This window comes from Micromonospora sp. NPDC048894 (assembly GCF_040649765.1).
GTDB classification, from domain to species: Bacteria; Actinomycetota; Actinomycetes; order Mycobacteriales; family Micromonosporaceae; genus Micromonospora; species Micromonospora antibiotica.
On record NZ_JBEZFY010000021.1, the window covers coordinates 40,222 to 59,282 of the forward strand.

Consider the following 19,061-nt stretch of genomic DNA (forward strand, 5'->3'; position numbering starts at 1 on the left):
GTCACCCGGATCGTGGCGGACGACCAGACTGCTGCGCCGCTTCCTGTGAGGTGCCCAGGGACGGCCGGGAGGGGGTCAGTTGCAGGTGGTGCCGTTGAGCTTGAAGGGTGCCGGCACGGTGGGGGACCCGCTGGCGGTGAAGCCGAAGCTGACCGCCCCGTTGGTCGGGATGCTGGCGTTGTGGCTCTCGTTGCCCACCGTGACCGCAGCGCCGGTCTGCTGGAGGACGCCGTTCCAGTAACCCTGGACCAGCTGGCTGCCGGGGAAGGTCCAGCCGAGCGACCACCCGTTGACGGCCGGGCCGTCGTTGTAGACGGTGACGCTGACGTTGAAGCCGGCGTTCCAGGAGTTGGTCACCACGTACGACACCCGGCAGGTGCTCGCGAGGGCGGTGGCCGGCCGGATGTCGCCGTAGTCGTCCCGGGCGGTGGCGAAGTCCTGGAAGCCGAAGCCGGGACCGGCCGACCGGGTGGTGGTGCCGGCCGCGAGGACGGTGCCGTTGGCGTTGACCGAGTAGACCGGCCCACCGCTGTCGCCGCCCCGGGCCGACTCGTCGCCGTCGAGCTGGGTGGCCTCGACCAGGTCCTCGATGTCGTCGTAGTGGAAGTCGACCCGCAGGTTGCAGACCGGGCCGCCGATCTCACCGGCCGAGGTGTAACCCGACTGGCAGAGCAGCTGACCGGGGAAGACCTGGGTCCAGCCGGTCACCTGGGCGCGTACCTCGTCGTTCTGCCCACCGACATAGATGTGGCTGCCCGGCGACGAGGTCGACACCAGCATGGTGTCGTGGTCGTCGTTGCTGGCGACCGAGTAGCCGATCAACGTGCCGGTGTTGGTGTTGGTGTTCCAACCGACGTGCCAGGGCTGACCGATGGGGCCGCAGTGTTCCGCGGTGAGCAGGTAGCCCACGTTGGTCGTGTAGTTGCGGACACCGAAGCCGGCGGTGCAGGCGTACGTGGTCAGGCCGATGCCGATTCCGCCGTCGTACGGCGCGGAGTCGTTGTAACGGGACCGCTCGACCATCCGCTCCCGGACGACCGTCCGGGTGCTGACCCCGGTCGCCGGCAGCTTCGGCTGCTTCGCGCCGGCCTTCGGGTCGACGGCGACCTCGATGCCGGAACCGTCGGTACGGAGCCGGACGGCGTGCGCGGCGTCCTTCGGGTCGGCGTCCACCACGGGGGTGAGCTTCGCCGCCGCCTTCTTCAACTCGGTACGGGAGTACGTGGCCGCGACCACCTCGACCGGGGCGGTGCGGCGAGCGGTCGTCACCGCCGTCGCGACGTCCTTGGGCAGGGTGCCCTTCCACCAGAGCGTGACATGGTCGTCCACCAGCCCGATGCCGGCGTAGCCGCGCGGGGTGCCGGCGTCGACGGCGGTGCGGATGACGTTGGCGGCGTCGACGAGCGGGGTCTGGGCGATCATCCGGTCCCGGGTCTGCGCCGGGATCAGGTCGAGCAGGGAGCGGCCGTTCTCGGACGTCGGCGTCGTCGCCGACGTGCCGAACGGCTGGCTGGGCGCGGCCTGCGAGGCCGCCGTCAGTGGGCCGACCAGCACCGTGGTGCCGAGCAGCACACCGGCGACCACCGAGCGGGGGGTCGCTTTCCAGGTTTGCGTCATGACCAAGAGTCAAGTGACTCCGCCGCCCCGGGAACATGCAGAAGCATCGGCAAGAATCGGCCACGACGGTGGCGCCGCCCACACCCTGGTCGACCACGACGCCCGGTCGCCGCAGGCCGGCCCACGCCGACCGGGTCCGGAGCTGGTGGCTGCGGCCCCGGTCGGCGTGGGTGGTGTGCCCGCCGTCAGGCGGTGGTGCGGGGGATCAGGCGGTGGCGCAGGAGATGTTGCCGGGCGCGGTGCTGCTGCTGCCGTTGGCCAGGAAACCGAGGGTGGTCGAGGCGTTCGGGCCGAGGGCGCCGTTGTAGGAGGCGTTGCGGATGCTCACCGCGCCGCTGTTGCCGGTGTTGGTGCCGTTCCAGACGTTGACGATGGTCTGTCCGCTGGCCATCGTCAGCTGCACCGTCCAGCCGCTGATGGCGGCGGAGCCGTTGGTCACGATGATCTCGGCCTGGAAGCCACCGTTCCAACTGCTGACCGTGCGGTACGTCGCGGCGCAGCCACCCGGCTGCCCGGTGGGCGGCGGCGTGGTCGGCGGAGCGCTGGTCGGCGGGGTGGTCGGTGGCGTGGTGGGCGGGGTGGTCGGCGGAGCGCTGGTCGGCGGGGTGGTGGGCGGCGGGGTGGTCGTCCCCGGCACCGTGGTGGAGGCCGCGTTGAGGGCGTTGAGGACGGAGGTGTACGCCGGCTTGGGGTTGCTGTTGCGGTCGAACAGCAGCGGGTTCTCGTTGCCCCGCCAGGAGTCGCTGTCCCGGATGCCCCAGGTGGTGATGCCGACGCAGCGCGGGACGTTCATGCAGGCCTGGGTCATGCCCTGGTACTGGCTGGTCGAGGCGTTGGTGACGTCGACCTCGGTCAGCGCCACGTCCACCCCGAGGGCGGCGAAGCTGGACAGCGTCTGCTGGAAGTTGCCCGGCAGCGAGCTGCCCCCGGTGAAGTGGGTCTGCAGACCGACGCAGTCGACCGGTACGCCGCGGGCCTTGAAGTCCTTGATCATGTTGTAGACGCCCTGCGTCTTGGCGTACGTCCAGTTCTCGATGTTGTAGTCGTTGTAGCAGAGCTTCACCGACGGGTCGGCGGCCCGCGCGGTGCGGAACGCCACCTCGATCCAGTCGTTGCCGGTGGACTGGAGGTTCGACGACCGTCGGCTGCCGTTCTCGGCGTACGCCTCGTTCACCACGTCCCAGGCGTAGAGCTTGCCCTTGTAGTGGGCCATCACGCCGTTGATGTGGCTGATCATCGCCTGCCGCAGGGCGCTGCCGCTGAGGCTGCCCCAGAACCGCGGCTGCTGGGCGTGCCAGGCCAGGGTGTGGCCCCGGAACCGCATGCCGCGCTGGGTGGCCCAGTTGTAGATCGCGTCACCCCTGCTGAAGTCGAACTGCCCGGGGTTGGGTTCGGTCGCGTCGGGCTTCATCTCGTTGACGGCCGTCATCATGTCGAACTCGCGGCTGGCGATGTTGAGGAAGCCGGAGTCGTTGAGCCGGTCCGCCCCCATGGCCGCACCGAAGTACCGGCCGCTGCGCTCGGCGGCGGCCTTCAGCGTGGTCCCGGGCGGCCCGCTGAGGTCGGCCTGGGCGGTGGTGGCCACGACCATCGAGGTCACGGTGATCGCCAGGGCGCAGGCCCCGCCCAGCAGCAGCCTGACGCTGCTCCTGGTAAGGCGTTTCGATGGAGCGGGTACGTCGTTCATCTGTGCGTTTCCTCTCGGTGTTCTGTCTGGTCCGTCGCCGCACCAGCACGGAACCGGCCGATCGTTGTGGGGTCGACGACCGGAGCACCGCACTCGCCGCGCGGGACCAGCACGACACAGGGGACGCCGGGCCGGCACTCACCCGGCCGCGTCCTCATCGGTGACCACCGGCCGGCTGCCCGGTCCGCCCGGTGGATCGCGAACACTCCGCGTCGTACGCCCGTGCGGGGTGACGCTGCCCTGCGGTGATGTTATATCGAATGCATTCGATCTGCGACAGGTGTCGGGAGGGTCCCGGCGGCCCGACACCCTGCGCCACCGCCCGACCACCCGGAGACGTCGCCCTCAGCGGGCACGGACCCGCCGGGTGGCCAGCTCGGTGCGGTTACGGACCCCGAGTTTGCGGAAGATGTTGCCGAGGTGGAACTCGATCGTCTTGACCGACAGGAAGAGCCGTTGGGCCGCCTCCCGGTTGCTGAGCCCGTTGGCGATCGCGGTGGCGACCCGGGCCTCCGCCTCGGTCAACGTCGGCCCGCCCGGGGGCGCCCCGAACACCGGCCCGACGACCGGGGAGAGGTCCACCCCCGACGGGCCCGCGACGGGTGCGCCGCCGAGCGCCCGGAGATCCCGCATCACCAGCGTCAGCATCCCGGCGGCACCCGTGCGGGCGTAACCCGCGCACGCCTGCTCCAACAACCGGGCCGCCCCGCCCCGCCGGCCGGCCCGACCGTGGTGCGTGCCGAGCAGCCAGGCCAGCCGGGCGGCCAGCAACTGCTCGGTGGGTCGGGTCAGCAGGTCGAGCGCAGCCGTGAGCGCCGCCGTCGTCCCGACCGCGTCCGGGTCGAGGATCCAGGCCCGCCAGGCCGGCAGCACCGGCCCACCCGGCCAGGAGACGGGCGGGTCGTCGACCCCGGCGAGCAGTTCACCGGCCACCCCGGGTCGGCCGGCCAGGGCGTGATGGGTGGCCAGCTCCCAGCGGTGCTCGTACTGCAGGCCGGCGGTCGCGCCGACGTCGGTGGCCACCACGAGTTCGAGCAGCCCGGCCCAGGTCTCCCGGTCACCCCGGGCGAACGCCAGCGCGGCCGTGCACTCGGGCAGGTGGTGGGCGACCCACGCCGACCCGACCCGCGCGGCCAGCTCGCGGGCCTGGTCCAGGTGGACGGCGGCATCGTCCAGGTCACCACGCAGCGCGTCGCACTTGGCCAGCCAGGAGGTCACCTCGGCCTGCACGTCGAGGCTGCCGCACTGCCCGGCCAACCGGGCCGCCTCCCGCAGCTCGGCCTGGCCCCGGACGAGGTTGCCGGCCCAGGCGTCGCCCACCCCGATCAGCGCGAGCATCCGGGCCCGGTCCACCGGCGTCAGGTCCAGGTCGGCCAGCAGCGGGGCGAACCGCCGCGCCTCGTGCGGACGCATCAGGGTCATCACCGCGGTCAGCGCACACTCGACCAGCACCGGGTCGTCACCGAAGGCGTGCCGGTCGAAGATCCGTACGGCGGCGTCGAGGTGCTCCGGGCCCTCGGCGAGGCCGGCCCGGGTCGCCGCCGTCCCCGCCAGGGTGCGGTAGATCAGCTCGGTCCGCGCCGAACCGCTCACCTCGTGGGCCCGCCGCACCCGGTCCAGCAACGCCAGCAACCGGTCGCGGTCGGCGGTGCGGGACAGCGCGAGGAACGCCTGGAACACCAGGCGCGCGGACTGATCCGGGTCGGCACGGTCGGCCGCCGACAGCAGGCGCTCGGCCGTGATCTCGGTGGACACCGGCCGAGCGTAGAACCCGGGACCAACCCTGGGGATTTCCCTGGTGCCCAGCTCACCCCGGTCGGCACAGACTGCTCGCACCAGCCGGTCCAGCCGGCCGGCCGGCGTTGCGAACCAGATAGAGGTAACACCATGAAGCGCAGGACCGTACAGATCGACACCATTCCCGCCGACGGGGTGGAGCTGGCCGACGAGCAGCTCGCCGGGATGCTCGGTGGGCTGCCGCGCAACGGCGCGGGCTCGTCGAAGACCATCGACGACATCCCCGGCGGGGGTCGACCGGACACCGACACCGACTTCTGATCCGTCACCGTCGGCGATCCGGCCCACCCCCGGGTGGCCGGACCGTCGGCGGGCCCCCGCCCGGAGCACCCATGATCCTCATCCTGACCGCCCCCGACGACGTGCACGCCGACGCGGCCGAGGTGGAGCTGGGCCGGCGCGGCGTCCACTGGGTCCGCTTCGACCCGGCCGACGTGCCGTCCCGCGCATCGCTGTCGGTGACCATCCGGGACGGTCGGCTGACCCGCACCCTGGTCCGGCACGCTGACCCGCTCGGGACCGGTGACCGGGTCCTCGACCTCGACACGGTGACCGCCGTCTGGTTCCGCCGCCCCGGCATCCCGGTCGCCCCGGCCCACCTGGGCGAACCCCACGCCGGTTTCGTGGTCGAGGAGAGCCGGCAGTTCGTCGGCGACGTCTGGGAGACCCTCGACGTGCCGGCGCTGCCCGCCGCCCGGCCGGTGGTGCTGCGGGCCCAGCAGAAGGTCCGCCAGCTCCAGCTCGCCCTGCGCCTCGGTTTCGACGTGCCGGCCACCGCCGTCGGCAACGACCCCGGGGCCGTGCTCGACCTGTTCGACCACACCGGCGGTCGGATGATCACCAAGCAGGTCGGGCTGACCAGCCTCCGCGACGAACTGATGCGCTTCACCGAACCGGTCACCCACCGCGACGTCGGCCACGTCGACGGGGTACGCCACTGCCCCCTCATCACGCAGGAACGGGTGCCCAAGCGGGTCGAGCTGCGGGTCACCGTCGTCGGCGACCGGGTGTTCACCGCCGCCATCGACTCCCAGCGGTCCAACCACGCCCGACACGACTGGCGTCGCCAGGACGACCGGAACACCCCCCTGAGCCGCTACGACCTGCCCGCCGACGTCGCCGCCCGGTGCGTGGCGCTGACCCGCGCGCTCGGCCTGCGCTACAGCGCCCTCGACCTGATCGTCACCCCTGACGGCCGGTACGTCTACCTCGAGATCAACCCCAGCGGCCAGTACCTGTGGGTGGAGGAGGAGACCGGGCTGCCCATCACCGCCGCCGTGGTCGACCTGCTCACCACGCCCGCCCCCACCCCCGGAGCCACCACATGACCACCCTGGACCCGGCCCTGCTCGACGCGGCCCTCACCCTGGTGCGGGAGCTGACCGTCGACCGGGCCGGCCTGCCCGAGGCCCGCCGACGCCTCACCCCGCTGCGGGAGCGCTGGCCCGGGGCCGATCCGGCGATCGTGCGGGACGAGGAGGTCGCCGACGGCTCCGTCTCCTTCGACGTGCTGCTGCGCGAACCCGCCGGCACGGTCTCCGTGGCGTACAGCCCGACGCCGGCCCTGCCGTGGCCGCTTCGTGGGGCGGTCCGGCACTCCGACCACCAGCTCGCCCGGGTCGGCACCCGGACGCTGCGGGTGGGCGAGGCGCTCACCGCCCTCGACTTCCTCTGGTACGACCACGACGTGCTCGCCCGGCTGGTCGACACCGGCCTGGTCGCCGAGGAGCTGGAGCAGCACCCGGTCGAGGTCGACGACGGCGAACTACAGGCGGCGGCCGACGCGTACCGCCGGGCCAAGGGGCTGCTCGATGCCGAGTCGACCGCCCGGTGGCTGGCCGAGCGGGGGCTCTCCGCCGAGGACTTCGCCGACCTGGTCGCGCACACCGTGGCGGTCGCCCGGCTGCGGGCCCGGGTGGTGGGTGACCGGCTGCCGGAGTGGTTCGCCGCGCACCGGTCCACGTTCGACCGGCTCCTGATCGCCTGGACCGCCGAGGGGACGCCCCCCACCGACCGCGCGACGGCGCTCGCGACGGTGGCCGCCGCCGTCCGCGCCGGCCGGGCCGCCGGCGTCCTGCGGCCGGTGGCGGTCGCGGCCCCGGCGGAGCTGCGCGACGCCACCGGGCCGGTGCCGACCACGATCGCGGGGACCGCGGTGACGGCGGTGGTGGTCGACCGCGAGCCGGCCGTCCTCGACGACGACACCCGGGCGCTGGTCGAGCGGGCCATGTTCGACGAGTGGCTGGCGCAGCGCCGGGCCGACACCGACGTCGAGTGGTTCTGGTTGCCCCGGGACCGGACGACCCGGGTCCGGTGACCGGGCCGCGCCGGGTGCCGGTGGTGCTCCAGGTCGCCGCCACCGACTGTGGGCCCAGTGCGCTCGCCATGCTGCTCGCCGCCTGCGGTCGGGCGGTCCCGGCGTCGTACCTGCGGGCCCGGCTCGACGTCGGCCGGGACGGCCTGAGCCTGCGTGACCTGCGCGACGCGGCGCAGGAGCACGGGCTGCGCTGCCGGGCGATCGCCCTGCCCGCACTGCGCCGGGACGCCACCCGGCTGAGGGAACTGGCGATGCCCCTGCTGGCGCACTGGAACGGCGACCACTACCTGGTGGTGGAGCGGGTGGGCCGGCGCGGCATCGACGTCGTCGACCCGGCCGTGGGTCGGCGGCGGCTGTCACCCGCCCAGTTCTCCGCCGGGACCACCGGAGTGGTGCTGTTGGCCGCACCCGACGGGCCCGCCCCGCCGGTCCCACCGGCCCCGTCACCGGTACGCGACCTGCTGGTGCCGGTGCTGCGTCGGCACACCGGCCTGCTCGCGCTGCTGGCGGCGACCTCGGTGCTGCTCACCGCGACCGGCCTGGCCGTACCGTGGGCGACCGCCGCGCTCATCGACGCCGTCATGCCCCCGGCGGCGTCCTGGCTCGTCGCCGTCGCCGCGCTGGCCGTGCTCACCGGGGCGTTGTCCCTGGCCCGGGGGCTGACCGTGACCGCCCTGCAACGGCGTATCGGCAGCCGGCTCGGCACCGAGACGGTGCACCGGCTGTTCGCGGTGGTCTACCGGTACTTCCACCGCCGGTCCGCCGGTGACCTGGTCGACCGGGTCCGGGCGGTGGCCGGTGTCCGGGACCTGTTGGCGTCGGCGCTGGTGGCGACCGCGCTCGACGGGTTGCTGGTGGTCGGCTACCTGACCGTGGTGACGGTGCTGGCACCGGTGCTGGGGCTGGTGGCCGCCGCCGTGATCGCCGTCCAGGCGGGTACCGCGTTGTGGGTGGGCCGCCGCTCCGGTGCCCTGCAACGGGAGGAGCTGCTCGCCTCCGGTGAGGAGGCGGCCCGGCTGGCCGACGCGGTGCAGGGCATGGCGGCGATCCGGGTCGCCGGGGCCCAGCAGCGGGTACGGCAGCGCTGGCAGGAGTCGTTCGACCGGGGCGTGTGGGCGGCGCACCGGCTGGCCCGGTTGTCGGCGGTCGCGGATGCGCTGCTCGCCGCTTGGTCGATGGCGAGCCCGGTGCTCATGCTCCTGGTGGCGGTCGGGCAGGCCGATTCGCCGGGTCGGACGGCCGGGCTGTCCGCGCTCGCGGTCGCCGCGATCACCCCGGCGGTCGCGCTGGCCCAGCGGTTGCCGTCGTTCACCCTGCTCGCGCCCACCATGGACCGGCTGGCCGACATCGCGGACGCACCGCTGGAGCAACCCGTTCCCGGCGTACCCGCACCCAGGCTGACCGGCCTGGTCACCCTCGACGGGGTGAGTTTCCGGTACGACCGGCGGTCGCCCTGGGCGTTGCGCGACGTCACCGCCGTGATCCCGCCCGGCAGCAAGGTGGCGGTGGTGGGCGGTTCGGGCAGCGGCAAGAGCACCCTGGTCGGCCTGCTGACCGGCCTGTACGCCCCGACCGGGGGGTGCATCCGCGTCGACGGCCACGATCTGGCCACGCTGGACCTGTCCTCGGTGCGCCGGCAGATCGGGGTGGTCCTGCAGGGGACCTACCTCGGCGCGGGCACCCTGCGGGAGGCGTTGACGCTGTCCCGCCCGGACGCCTCCGACGCCGCCGTCGCCCGGGCGCTGCGGCTCGCCGCGCTGCAGGAGGACGTGGCGGCCCTGCCGATGGGGTTGCACACCCACCTCGGCGACGGTGGCGTCGGCCTGTCCGGCGGGCAACGTCAGCGGGTCGCGCTGGCCCGCGCGCTGCTGGCCGACCCGGCCCTGCTCATCCTGGACGAGGCGACCAGCGCGCTGGACGCGGTGACCGAGGCGGCCGTCGAGGCGAGCCTGCGCACGCTGCCGATGACCCGACTGGTCATCGCACACCGGTTGTCGACGGTCGCGGACGCCGACCTGGTGCTGGTGCTCGACCGGGGGCGGTTGGTGGAGAGCGGACCGCCCCGGGTGCTGCTGACCGCCGGTGGGCCGTTCGCCCGGCTGGCCGGGGTACCCGGTGCCGTCGGGTCGTGGCCCGATCCGGTCCGTTGAGCCGGTCACGGCGCGTGCGGGACGGCGGCGAACTCGACGAGGTCGAGGCGGCCGTGGGTGGACGCATAGCGGGTGAGTGAGGTGTTGGCGACCGGGGTGGTGGCGAGGACCGCGTCGAGGTCGGCGAACGACAACCCCTCCAGGACGTGCCGGGCGGCGACGACCACGGCGTCGTGGGCCACCACCCACACCCGGCGGCCGGCGTGCCGGCGGTGCAGGTCGGCCAGGGCGGCGCGGACGCGGGCGGCGACGTCGTCGAACGTCTCACCGCCGGGTGGCCGGTAGGCATGGAGGCCGTCGGCGGCGAGCCGGGCCGCCTCGGCGGGGAACCGTTCGGCGATCATCAGCGGGGTCAGCAGTTCCAGCTCCCCCATGAGCCGGTCGACCAGCCGCCCGTCGAGGTCGACCGGGGCCGGGGTGACGCCGAGGGCCGCGGCGGTGTCCGCCACCCGCGCCCAGGTCTGCCGGGCCCGCCGGTACGGGGAGCAGACGACGTGGTCGGGATGCTGGTCGGCGGGTTGCGCCGCGAGCCAGCGGCCGAGCCGGGTGGCCTGTCGCCGGCCCAGTGGTGACAGCGGGACGTCGGCGTCGCGTCCGGTGAGCCCGTGGGTGGCGACGCCCCGCGCGTGGGCCTCGGCGAACGCGACGTTGGCGACGCTCTGCCCGTGCCGGACGATGGTCAACTCCGCGACGGTGTCCACCGTTCCACTGTCCGGCAGCAGCCGGCGCGGGGCGACCCCGGGCGGCGGGACGCTGCCGGGAACGACGGCGGTACCCGGCAGCGCGCCGGCCTCGACGCCCCGACCGAACACGTTTCCGAAAGTTTCCGAAAGTCGTTGACGCGTTCGAAACGCCGCTGCAATACTCCGATTCACAGCGACATCAACGCATCTCGATAGAACCCCGCATCCCCAGGCAGCACCGCCCCCAGGAGGACCTGCGCATGATCTCCAGCACCGGTGACTCCGGTTACCCGTCCCGCTCCCGAGCCTCCCGCCTGACCGTCCGGCTGGCGGTGCTCGCCACCACCGTGGCGCTGGGCGCCGTCGGCGTCGCGGTCTCCGCCACCCCGTCCAGCGCCGCCGCCTGCAACGGCTACGTCGGCCTCACCTTCGACGACGGACCGACCGGCAGCACCGGCGCGCTGCTGAACGTGCTGCGCGCCAACAACGTCCGGGCGACCATGTTCAACGTCGGGCAGAACGTGCAGGGCAACCCGTCCGCCGCCCGGGCCCAGGTCGACGCCGGCATGTGGATCGGCAACCACAGCTGGAACCACGCGCACATGACCTCGATGGGTCAGAGCCAGATGCAGTCCGACCTCTCCCAGACCAACTCGGCGATCCAGTCGGCGACCGGCGTACGGCCGCAACTGTTCCGCCCGCCCTACGGCGAGACCAACTCGACCCTCCAGTCGGTCGCCTCGTCGCTCGGCATGCGCCAGGTGATCTGGGACGTCGACTCCCAGGACTGGAACGGCGCGAGCGTCAGCCAGATCGTCTCCAACGCCGGCCGGCTCCAGAACGGCCAGGTGATCCTGATGCACGACGGCATCCAGAACACCCGCGACGCGATTCCGCAGATCATGGCCAACCTGAACAGCCGTGGCCTCTGCCCGGGCATGATCTCGCCGAGCACCGGCCGGGCGGTGGCCCCGGACGGCACCCCGCCGACCAACCCCCCGACCACCCCGCCCACCGGCACGCCGACCACCCCGCCGGCCGGTGGGACGTGCACCGCGACGGCGACGTACCCGAACGTGTGGGGCGACCGGTACAACACCTCGGTGACGGTCCAGGGCGGCAGCAACTGGACGGTGGTGGTGGCGCTGACCGCGCCGCAGAAGGTCAACACCACCTGGAACGGCACGCCCAGCTGGGACAGCTCCGGTTACGTGATGACGATGCGGTCCAACGGCAGCGGCAACACCTTCGGCTTCACCACGATGATGAACGGCAACAGCGGCGCGCGGCCACAGATCCGCTCCTGCACCACGGGCTGACCGGCACGCCGCTGTCGAGTCACCGGCCCGGGGCGCCGCGCTCGGACCCCGTCCCGACCACCGGCCCTCCCCGGACGTCTCCACGGCGTCCGGGGAGGGCCGTTCCGTGACCCCCGGAGACGACCTCGAAACTATCGGGTCACCTGCTCGAAACTACCGGTTGAAAACCCCGGGATTACCTGCCAACCTGAAATCCATCGATAATCGTGAACGTAAACAGCACGCTACGGGGCCACCCACCATCCACCACCAGGAGGTACCGACAGTGCGCGGACACGTACCCCACTCTCCGCCCCCGGAGCAGCCCCACCCCGCCCGGGTGTCCCCCCGTCGGCGGGGAAGGCTGTTCACGCTGGTCACGGCCGGGATCGCCGCCGCCGTCGCCGGGTTGTTCACCATGACGGTGGCGACCGGGACGGCGTCGGCCGCCGACAACCCGTACCAGCGGGGCCCCGACCCCACCCGGAGCAGCGTCGCGGCCGTGAACGGCCCGTTCGCCAACACCTCGGTCGCCGTCCCGACCGGGTACGGCTTCAACGGCGGTCGGATCTACTACCCGACCGACACCAGCCAGGGCACCTTCGGGGCGGTCGCCATCTCGCCCGGCTACACCGCGCTGTTCTCCGTCGAGCTGGCCTGGATGGGGCCGTGGCTGGCTTCGCACGGCTTCGTCGTGATCGGCATCGAGACCAACAGCCGCAACGACTTCGACACGGCCCGGGGCACCCAGTTGCTCGCCGCGCTGGACTACCTGGTGCAGCAGAGCCCGGTACGGGACCGGATCGACCCCAACCGGCTGGCCGTCTCCGGTCACTCGATGGGTGGTGGCGGGGCGCTCAGCGCGGCGCTGCGCCGCCCGGCGTTGAAGGCGGCGGTCGGCATCGCGCCGTACTCGCCGTCGTCGAACCTGGCCAACGACCGGGTGCCCACGATGGTCTTCGCCGGGCAGGCGGACACGGTGGTCACCCCGTCCTACGCCACCGGGCTCTACAACAGCCTCCCGACCACGACCGAGAGCGCCTACCTGGAGGTCGCGGGGGCCGACCACGGGTTCATGGTCGGCCGGTCGAACCCGGTGCTGATCCGGACCATGCTGCCGTTCCTCAAGATGTTCGTCGACAACGACGCCCGGTACAGCCAGTTCCTCTGCCCACTGGCGGACAACAGCGGTGTGGTCAGCTACCGCAGCACGTGCCCGCTGCTGCCGCCGACGTCGACCACCCCGCCGCCGATCCCGTCGGACACCCCGCCGCCGATCCCGACCACCCCGCCGCAGACCACGCCGCCGCCGAGCAACCCGCCCGGCGCCGCCAGCCTGATCGTCGGCGCGCAGTCCAACCGGTGCCTCGACGTGCCCAACGCCTCCCGCGCCAACGGCACCCGGGTCCAGCTCTGGGACTGCAACCGCGGGACCAACCAGTCGTGGACGTACACCACGAACAAACAACTCCGGGTGTACGGCGACATGTGCCTGGACGCGGCGGGCTCCGGTAACGGCGCGGCGGTCCAGATCTACGGCTGCCACAGCCAGACCAACCAGCAGTGGAACGTCAACGCCAACGGCACCATCAGCAGCGTGCAGTCCGGGCGGTGCCTGGACGTCTGGAGCACGGCCAACGGGGCGCAGGTCCAGCTCTACGACTGTCACGGGCAGACCAACCAACGGTTCACCCTGACGCCCCTGACCTGACGGTCGACCGGCGACCGCTCCCGCAGCGCGCGGACCCGGGCCGGCGTCTCCCGCATCCGGGGAGGCGCCGGCCCGGCCCGGTGGCGTACGCGGCGGAGGTGACTTCCGCTCGGCGCCGACCGTTCGCACCGCTAATCGACGTTGACGGGACAAGCCGTGTCCGGTTTGCGAGGCTTACCGGGTGCGGAGGGATGATCCCGCGCCACACCCGACAGCCGGGGGTCGGCGTCTGGTGGCCCGTGACCCCGGGGCCATCGGCGATGTGAGCTGGGTCGAGCTCTTCGTCGATCTACTCTTCGTGTTCGCGTTCCTGGCCGTCACCACGCTGATGGCCGAGCATTTCAGCCCCCTCGGGTTGGTCCAGGGCGTGCTCGTGATCCTCCTACTCTGGCACTGCTGGACCCCGTGTGTCTGGCTCGGCAACGTGGTGCACCTCGACCGGGGGATCATGCCCCCGGTCATGCTCGGCATCGCCGCCGCCCTGCTGGCGATCGGGGTCGCGATACCCGAGGCGTTCACCGACCGGGCGGGCGGACTGCCCGGCCCAATGGTGCTGATCTGCGGATATCTGCTGATCCGGGCGACCGCCATGGTCGTCCTCACGTTCGTCAGCCACCGGGGCGAGGGCGGCCGGCCGTCGGTGGTCGCCGCCTGGTCGATCTTCATCGCCGGTGGGCTGGTGCTGCTCGCCTCCTACCTGGTGCCGCCGCTGCTGCCGGCGATCGTCGACGCCACCCTGGTGCAGGCTGTGCTGTTCGCGAGCGCTCTCATGATCGACTCGCTCATCCTCGTGGTAGCCAGCAAGGGTGGCTGGCGGGTCGTCTCACCGTGGCACTTCGCCGAACGGCACGCCCTGATCGTGCTCATCGCGCTCGGCGAGACGATCATCTCGATCGGTGCCAGCGAGGGGCTCGGGGTGGACCGCCCGGTGACCCCCGAGTTGGCCGTCGGGGCGGTGCTGGGCATCACCGTGGTCTTCGCGCTGTGGTGGAGCTACTTCGACCTGGCCAAGGTGATCATCGAACGGGCCCTGCGGGCCAGCTCCGGGCGGGACCGCGCCAGGGTCGGTCGGGACGTCTACAGCGGGCTGCACCTGCCCATGATCGGCGGGTTGATCTTCTTCGCGCTGGGGCTGAAGTACCTCAACACACACACCACCCCGAAGAGCACCCAGCCGTGGCCGTCGGCCGGCGTCGCCATCCTGTACGGCGGTGTGCTGCTCTATCTGGGCGCGCTCGTCGCGGTGGAGTGGCGGGCGATCCGCCTGCTGGGTCGGGGTCCGCTGGTGGGGGTGGCGCTGCTGACGGCGCTGCTGACGGTGGTCGGACGGCTGACCGCGGTGCAGGCGCTGGTGGTGCTCGTCGCCGCCGTCTGCACGATGCTGGTGCTGGACAACACCCTCTTCCGGCGAAAACACCGGCAACTTCACGAGTCGATCGAGCAGGAGCGCCTCCACGTCGGGACGGTCGACCCCCGGGAACTCTTCGTCGACCTCGTGTTCGTGTACGCCTTCATCGAGGTCACCGCGGTGATGAACCGGTTTCCCACCCTGCTCGGCCTGGCCCAGGGCATGCTCCTGTTGGCGCTGCTGTGGTGGGCCTGGACGTCGTACACCTGGCTCGCCAACTCCGTACGGCACGACAGCACGGTGGTGCGGCTGTGCACGGCGGGCATCATGACGGCGGTGCTGCTGATCGGGCTGGCGATCCCGCAGGCTTTCGTCCCCCTGCCCGGCAGCCTCTCGGGCCCGCTGCTGGTCGTCGGGTGTTACATCGGCATCCAGCTCATGCAGGGGTTGATCTTCCGGCAGCTCGTCCGGGAGAACTCCGACCTGCGGGGCACCCGGAAACGGTTCGTCGCCACGACCGTCACCATCGCCATCCTGCTGGTGATCGCCGTCGTCGAGCTGGCCGCCCCCGACACGGCCGCCCGGCACCCCGCCATCACGCTGCTCTGGGTGGCCGCGCTGCTCGTGCAGTACGTCGCCGGGTACTGGGCCGGTGGGCGGCTGTGGCGGATCAGGCTGGTCCGGCACTGGGCCGACCGGCACGCCCTGGTCATCCTGATCGCCGTCGGCGAGGCGGTCCTCTCCGTCGGCATCTCCATCAACAACGTGCCGATCTCCGCCCCCACGCTGGTCGTCGTCGTCGCGTCGGTGGTGGCCCTCGGCACGATCTGGTGGAGCTACTTCACCGGCATCGACGCGGCCCGGATCGCCCTCGAGGCCTACGAGGGGGACCGTCGGGTCCGCGCCGCGCGGGACGCGTACACCTATCTGCACCTGCCGATGATGGCCGGGATCGTCCTGATCGCCTACGGCCTGCACCAGACCCTGGCCGCGTCCCAGGAGCGGCACAGCGCCCTGCTGGGCCACTACATGCTGTTCTTCGGGGTGGCGTTGTACCTGCTCGGCAACCAGATGTTCTGGCTGCGGATCTTCCGGACGGTCAGCCCCCACCGGCTCATCGGCGCGGGGGTGGTCACCGTCCTCGCGCCGGTGACCGTCGCGCTGCCGTCCGTGCTCTCGTTGCTGCTGCTGACCGTGATCGGCGTCGTCTTCGCCGTCGTCGAGGCGGTGCAGGAGGGTGACCCACGGACCCGGCGGCCCGCCCGGACGTGAGCCGGGTGGGCCGGGCTCAGCCGACGGTGCAGGGGCCGCCGTTGAGCCCGAAGCTGGTCGGCGGCGCGTTGCTGGTGTGCCAGCTGCCCTGGATGCCGAAGCTCACCGAGCCGTTCGGCGCGACGACGCGGTTCCAGTCGACGTTACGGGCCGTCACCGTGGCCCCGCTCTGGCTGGTCGTCGCGTTCCACCCGGAGGTGACCTGCTGGTCCCCCCGGAAGCTGAAGGTGAGCGTCCAGCCGTCCACCGGCGCGGTCGCGGTGTTCCGGACCGTCACGACGGTGACGAACCCGCCCTGCCACTCGGACTGGTTCTGGTAGGTCACCCGGCAGGTGGTCGGCGGCGGTGTGGTCGGCGGGGTGGGCGTCGTCGGCGCGAAGACCGCGTTGGAGGCGATCGAGAGGTTGCCGGCCGCGTCCCGGGCCCGCACGTAGAACTGGTACCGCAGCGGCGTCGACGGCGGAGGCGGCGGCGGGAGCGCGATCGGGTACGTCGTCGTCGACACGGTGGCGACCAGGAACGAGCTGTACCAGCCGTCGAAGCGGTAGACGTTGTAGCCGCTCACCCCGACGTCGTCGGTCGAGGGTGACCAGGAGAGCGTGGCGGTCGAGTCGGTCACGTCGCCGAGGGTCAGGTTCTGCGGCGCGCTCGGCGGGGTGGTGTCCGGTCCGGTGTCGGTGACCGGGGTGACCACGGTGACCGGCTCCGACGACAGGGAGCGGTGCCCGACGACGTCCCGGGCGGAGATCCGGAACAGGTACTGCCGGCCCGGGGTGATGTAGTTGCTGATCGTGGTGGTGGTGACGTCGCCGACGCTTGCCGACATGACGACGTCGTCGAAGGGGCTGTAGTACGTGATGTCGTAGCCGGCGATGGCGCAGCAGCCACGGGTCGCGGCCGTCCAGGTGAGGGTGACCGACCTCGTCTTGACCTGGCTGGCGGTGACGTTCGTGGGCACGCCCGGCGGGAAGGGCGAGGTGTCCGGTGTGCCCGGCGGGGTGGTGGGTGGCGCGGTCGGCGGCGGCGTCGTGGCCGCTCCCGCCAGGGGCGCCGCGGCGGGTGCGGGCGCGACCCCGGGGAGCCCACCGGCGGCCGGTACGGGGAGCGTCGTGGTGCCGGCACCGGCGGCCGGTACGGCGATCGCTCCCAGGCCGAACACGGCGATCGACGAGACGACGGCGGCGAGCAGGCCGGGCCGCACGCGGCGGCGCGGCGCGGACGAACGGACCCCTGGCATACGTCCACGGTGCGGCAACATATCGAAGGTTGTCAACGACTTGCACCAACCGGTGCGTGGTTCCGGGCCACCTCGGACCCGATCGGGTCCGGCACCGGCTCGCGCGCTCGGTTGCGGGGCGGCCCGGACCGGCCCGCGACCGGACGGCCGCCTGCTCCCCGGGAGCCGCCCCGCAGCTCAGCCGGCCGTCCAGGCGCGGAGCTTGTCGGGATTGAGGACCGTCCAGATGCGCCTGATCCGGTCACCCACGACGTCGAACGCCAGCACCGCCCCGACGACGCCCGCCACCTGCGCCACCAGACCTGGCTGCCCGTTGACCGTGCACTCCAGGAGCCGGACGCCGGAGGCCGCACCGCCCCGATCGGCGAAGAAACGTGCGACCTGCCCGGCACCCTCGATCGGGTGGAGTGCCGCGCTGACCCGCCCGCCACCGTCGCCGGTCGCGGTGGCGTCGGGCGTCAGCAGACCGACGAGCGCGTCGATGTCGGCGGCCTGCCACGCCTTCCTGAACTCCCGGACGATGCCGGCCTGGCGGGCGGTGGGCACGCCGGGTACCGGTGCCCCGCGCACGCGGCGGCGACCGGACGAGGCCAGCTGGCGGCACGCCGCCGGGGTACGGCCGACGACCTCGGCCACCTCGGCGAAGGAGTAGCGGAAGACGTCGTGCAGGACGAACGCGACGCGCTCGGCCGGGGTCATCGACTCCAGCACCACCAGGAAGGCCATCCCGACCGACTCGTCGAGGGCGATCTGGTCGACCGGGTCACCACCGGTGGGGTCGCTGGTCCACTCCGCACGTGCGGGCAGCGGCTCCGGCAGCCACTGACCCACGTAGCGCTCCCGCCGCGCGCGGGCCGAGCCGAGCAGGTCGAGGCAGATCCGACCGGCGACCCTGGCCAGCCAGGCGTCCGGGGCCGCGATGGCGTCCCGCTGGCCGGGGGTCAGGGCATACCAGCGGGCGTACGTCTCCTGCACGACGTCCTCGGTGTCGGCCAGGGACCCGAGCAGCCGGTACGCGAGATTGACGAGCTGACGCCGTTCGCCGACGAGCCCGCTCGGGGCCGGGCCGGGCCGGGCCGGTCGGACCCCAGACCGGTGGGGTTGGTCATGCTGCCGCCGGCCCCCTCGCCCGCTCCCCGCCCACCGGCTCGACCGACGTACGCCAGCGGTGGTGACCCCGGCTCGCCGCCTGACATTCGGCAGGGCTGTGTCGTCGTATCAGTGCACCGAACACTATCCCAGCGACGGGGGAAAAACGATCATGGAACCAGTGAACCTGGCGATCATCTACTACAGCGCCACCGGCACCGTGCACACCCTGGCCGAGGCCGCGGCCGAGGGGGCGCGGCAGGCCGGCGCGAACGTACGCCTGCGCAAGGTGGCCGAGACGGCCCCGGCCGAGGCGGTCGACGCCAGGGCGGAGTGGGCCCAGCACGTCCAGGACACCGCCGACGTCGACGTGGCCAGCGGCGACGACCTGGACTGGGCAGACGCGGCCCTGCTCGGCACCCCCACCCGCTTCGGCAACGTGTCGAGCCAGCTCAAGGCGTTCATCGACACCCTCGGCCCGCTGTGGTTCCAGGGCCGGCTCGCCGGCAAGGTCTACTCGGCCTTCACCGCGTCGAACACCTCGCACGGCGGGCAGGAGTCGACCCTGCTGTCGCTGTCGAACGTCTTCTACCACTGGGGCGGGATCATCGTGCCTCCCGGCTACACCGACCCGATCCAGTTCCAGTCGGGTAACCCCTACGGCACCTCGCACGTGGCCGGCAGCGGCCCGCCCGGTGACGTCACCCTCCAGGCGGCCCGCTACCAGGCCCGGCGCGTGGTCGACACCGCAGCCGCACTGAAAGCCGGACGGCCCGCCTGAATCCCTCCCCGCCCCGACCGGGCGGATCGCCCGGCCTGAGCAGGCCGGGCGGAACGGGGGCGGTCGGGGCGGGG

14 protein-coding genes are annotated in these 19,061 nt (G+C 72.7%); 8 read left to right on the forward strand and 6 right to left on the reverse strand.

All coding sequences use genetic code 11. The annotated features are described in order from the left end of the window. Window positions 1-75: 75 nt before the first annotated feature. From AB0C22_RS29860 to AB0C22_RS29870, 3 genes are all read right to left on the reverse strand, one after another. Window positions 76-1,617 (reverse strand): cellulose binding domain-containing protein, encoded by a 1,542-nt coding sequence (locus AB0C22_RS29860; RefSeq protein ID WP_357538251.1) that lies wholly within the window; start codon window positions 1,615-1,617, stop codon window positions 76-78. A gap of 205 nt (window positions 1,618-1,822) precedes the next feature. Beyond that, entirely contained in the window at window positions 1,823-3,304 is a 1,482-nt protein-coding gene (locus AB0C22_RS29865) for an endo-1,4-beta-xylanase (protein WP_357538253.1), read from the reverse strand. 345 nt (window positions 3,305-3,649) lie between these two features. Next, window positions 3,650-5,059 (reverse strand): helix-turn-helix transcriptional regulator, encoded by a 1,410-nt coding sequence (locus tag AB0C22_RS29870; RefSeq protein WP_357538255.1) that lies wholly within the window; start codon window positions 5,057-5,059, stop codon window positions 3,650-3,652. Window positions 5,060-5,191: 132 nt separating this feature from the next. Here AB0C22_RS29870 and AB0C22_RS29875 point away from each other — a divergent pair, with 132 nt between their 5' ends. The 4 genes from AB0C22_RS29875 to AB0C22_RS29890 all read left to right on the forward strand — a co-directional run bounded on the left by AB0C22_RS29875 (window position 5,192) and on the right by AB0C22_RS29890 (window position 9,568). After that, window positions 5,192-5,362 carry a putative ATP-grasp target RiPP gene (locus tag AB0C22_RS29875; RefSeq protein WP_208564974.1) on the forward strand — a complete coding sequence of 57 codons (171 nt, stop codon included), beginning with the start codon at window positions 5,192-5,194 and terminating at the stop codon, window positions 5,360-5,362. 71 nt (window positions 5,363-5,433) lie between these two features. Beyond that, on the forward strand, window positions 5,434-6,429 hold the full coding sequence (locus tag AB0C22_RS29880) for an MvdC/MvdD family ATP grasp protein (protein WP_219465207.1): 996 nt from the start codon (window positions 5,434-5,436) through the stop codon (window positions 6,427-6,429). Next, the gene (locus AB0C22_RS29885) at window positions 6,426-7,418 is read left to right on the forward strand and encodes a TIGR04500 family putative peptide maturation system protein (protein ID WP_219465208.1); all 993 of its coding nucleotides are present in this window, start codon (window positions 6,426-6,428) and stop codon (window positions 7,416-7,418) included. The genes AB0C22_RS29880 and AB0C22_RS29885 overlap by 4 nt, the downstream gene beginning before the upstream one ends. Beyond that, complete coding sequence (locus AB0C22_RS29890; protein ID WP_357538258.1) at window positions 7,415-9,568, forward strand: peptidase domain-containing ABC transporter; 2,154 nt, start codon at window positions 7,415-7,417, stop codon at window positions 9,566-9,568. The genes AB0C22_RS29885 and AB0C22_RS29890 overlap by 4 nt, the downstream gene beginning before the upstream one ends. Window positions 9,569-9,573: 5 nt before the next feature. Here AB0C22_RS29890 and AB0C22_RS29895 read toward each other — a convergent pair whose 3' ends face one another. Then, a complete protein-coding gene (locus AB0C22_RS29895; protein ID WP_219470454.1) occupies window positions 9,574-10,269 on the reverse strand; it encodes a histidine phosphatase family protein in 696 nt (231 codons plus the stop codon). Between the two features lie 242 nt (window positions 10,270-10,511). On the opposite strand from AB0C22_RS29895, the gene AB0C22_RS29900 reads away from it, so the two are divergent. The 3 genes from AB0C22_RS29900 (at window position 10,512) to AB0C22_RS29910 (ending at window position 15,880) form a co-directional block, all read left to right on the forward strand. Continuing rightward, window positions 10,512-11,570: a polysaccharide deacetylase family protein gene (locus AB0C22_RS29900; RefSeq protein WP_357538260.1), complete on the forward strand. Its 1,059-nt coding sequence runs from the start codon at window positions 10,512-10,514 to the stop codon at window positions 11,568-11,570. Window positions 11,571-11,889: 319 nt separating this feature from the next. After that, a complete protein-coding gene (locus tag AB0C22_RS29905) occupies window positions 11,890-13,260 on the forward strand; it encodes a ricin-type beta-trefoil lectin domain protein (RefSeq protein ID WP_308290936.1) in 1,371 nt (456 codons plus the stop codon). 262 nt (window positions 13,261-13,522) lie between these two features. Beyond that, window positions 13,523-15,880 carry a low temperature requirement protein A gene (locus tag AB0C22_RS29910; RefSeq protein ID WP_357538262.1) on the forward strand — a complete coding sequence of 786 codons (2,358 nt, stop codon included), beginning with the start codon at window positions 13,523-13,525 and terminating at the stop codon, window positions 15,878-15,880. Between the two features lie 16 nt (window positions 15,881-15,896). Here AB0C22_RS29910 and AB0C22_RS29915 read toward each other — a convergent pair whose 3' ends face one another. Beyond that, window positions 15,897-17,117: a cellulose binding domain-containing protein gene (locus tag AB0C22_RS29915; RefSeq protein WP_219465215.1), complete on the reverse strand. Its 1,221-nt coding sequence runs from the start codon at window positions 17,115-17,117 to the stop codon at window positions 15,897-15,899. 177 nt (window positions 17,118-17,294) lie between these two features. Further along, a complete protein-coding gene (gene sigJ / locus AB0C22_RS29920; RefSeq protein ID WP_357538294.1) occupies window positions 17,295-18,320 on the reverse strand; it encodes an RNA polymerase sigma factor SigJ in 1,026 nt (341 codons plus the stop codon). 58 nt (window positions 18,321-18,378) lie between these two features. Here sigJ and wrbA point away from each other — a divergent pair, with 58 nt between their 5' ends. Continuing rightward, entirely contained in the window at window positions 18,379-18,987 is a 609-nt protein-coding gene (wrbA, locus tag AB0C22_RS29925; RefSeq protein ID WP_219465217.1) for an NAD(P)H:quinone oxidoreductase, read from the forward strand. Window positions 18,988-19,061 lie beyond the last annotated feature (74 nt).

Bases quoted from the DNA above. Each gene is read 5' to 3' on its own strand.
- wrbA (WP_219465217.1), top strand. From the start codon at position 18,379: ATGGAACCAGTGAACCTGGCGATCATCTACTACAGCGCCACCGGCACC.
- AB0C22_RS29860 (WP_357538251.1), bottom strand. From the start codon at position 1,617: ATGACGCAAACCTGGAAAGCGACCCCCCGCTCGGTGGTCGCCGGTGTG.
- AB0C22_RS29865 (WP_357538253.1), bottom strand. From the start codon at position 3,304: ATGAACGACGTACCCGCTCCATCGAAACGCCTTACCAGGAGCAGCGTC.
- AB0C22_RS29875 (WP_208564974.1), top strand. From the start codon at position 5,192: ATGAAGCGCAGGACCGTACAGATCGACACCATTCCCGCCGACGGGGTG.
- AB0C22_RS29885 (WP_219465208.1), top strand. From the start codon at position 6,426: ATGACCACCCTGGACCCGGCCCTGCTCGACGCGGCCCTCACCCTGGTG.
- AB0C22_RS29880 (WP_219465207.1), top strand. From the start codon at position 5,434: ATGATCCTCATCCTGACCGCCCCCGACGACGTGCACGCCGACGCGGCC.
- AB0C22_RS29915 (WP_219465215.1), bottom strand. From the start codon at position 17,117: ATGCCAGGGGTCCGTTCGTCCGCGCCGCGCCGCCGCGTGCGGCCCGGC.
- AB0C22_RS29900 (WP_357538260.1), top strand. From the start codon at position 10,512: ATGATCTCCAGCACCGGTGACTCCGGTTACCCGTCCCGCTCCCGAGCC.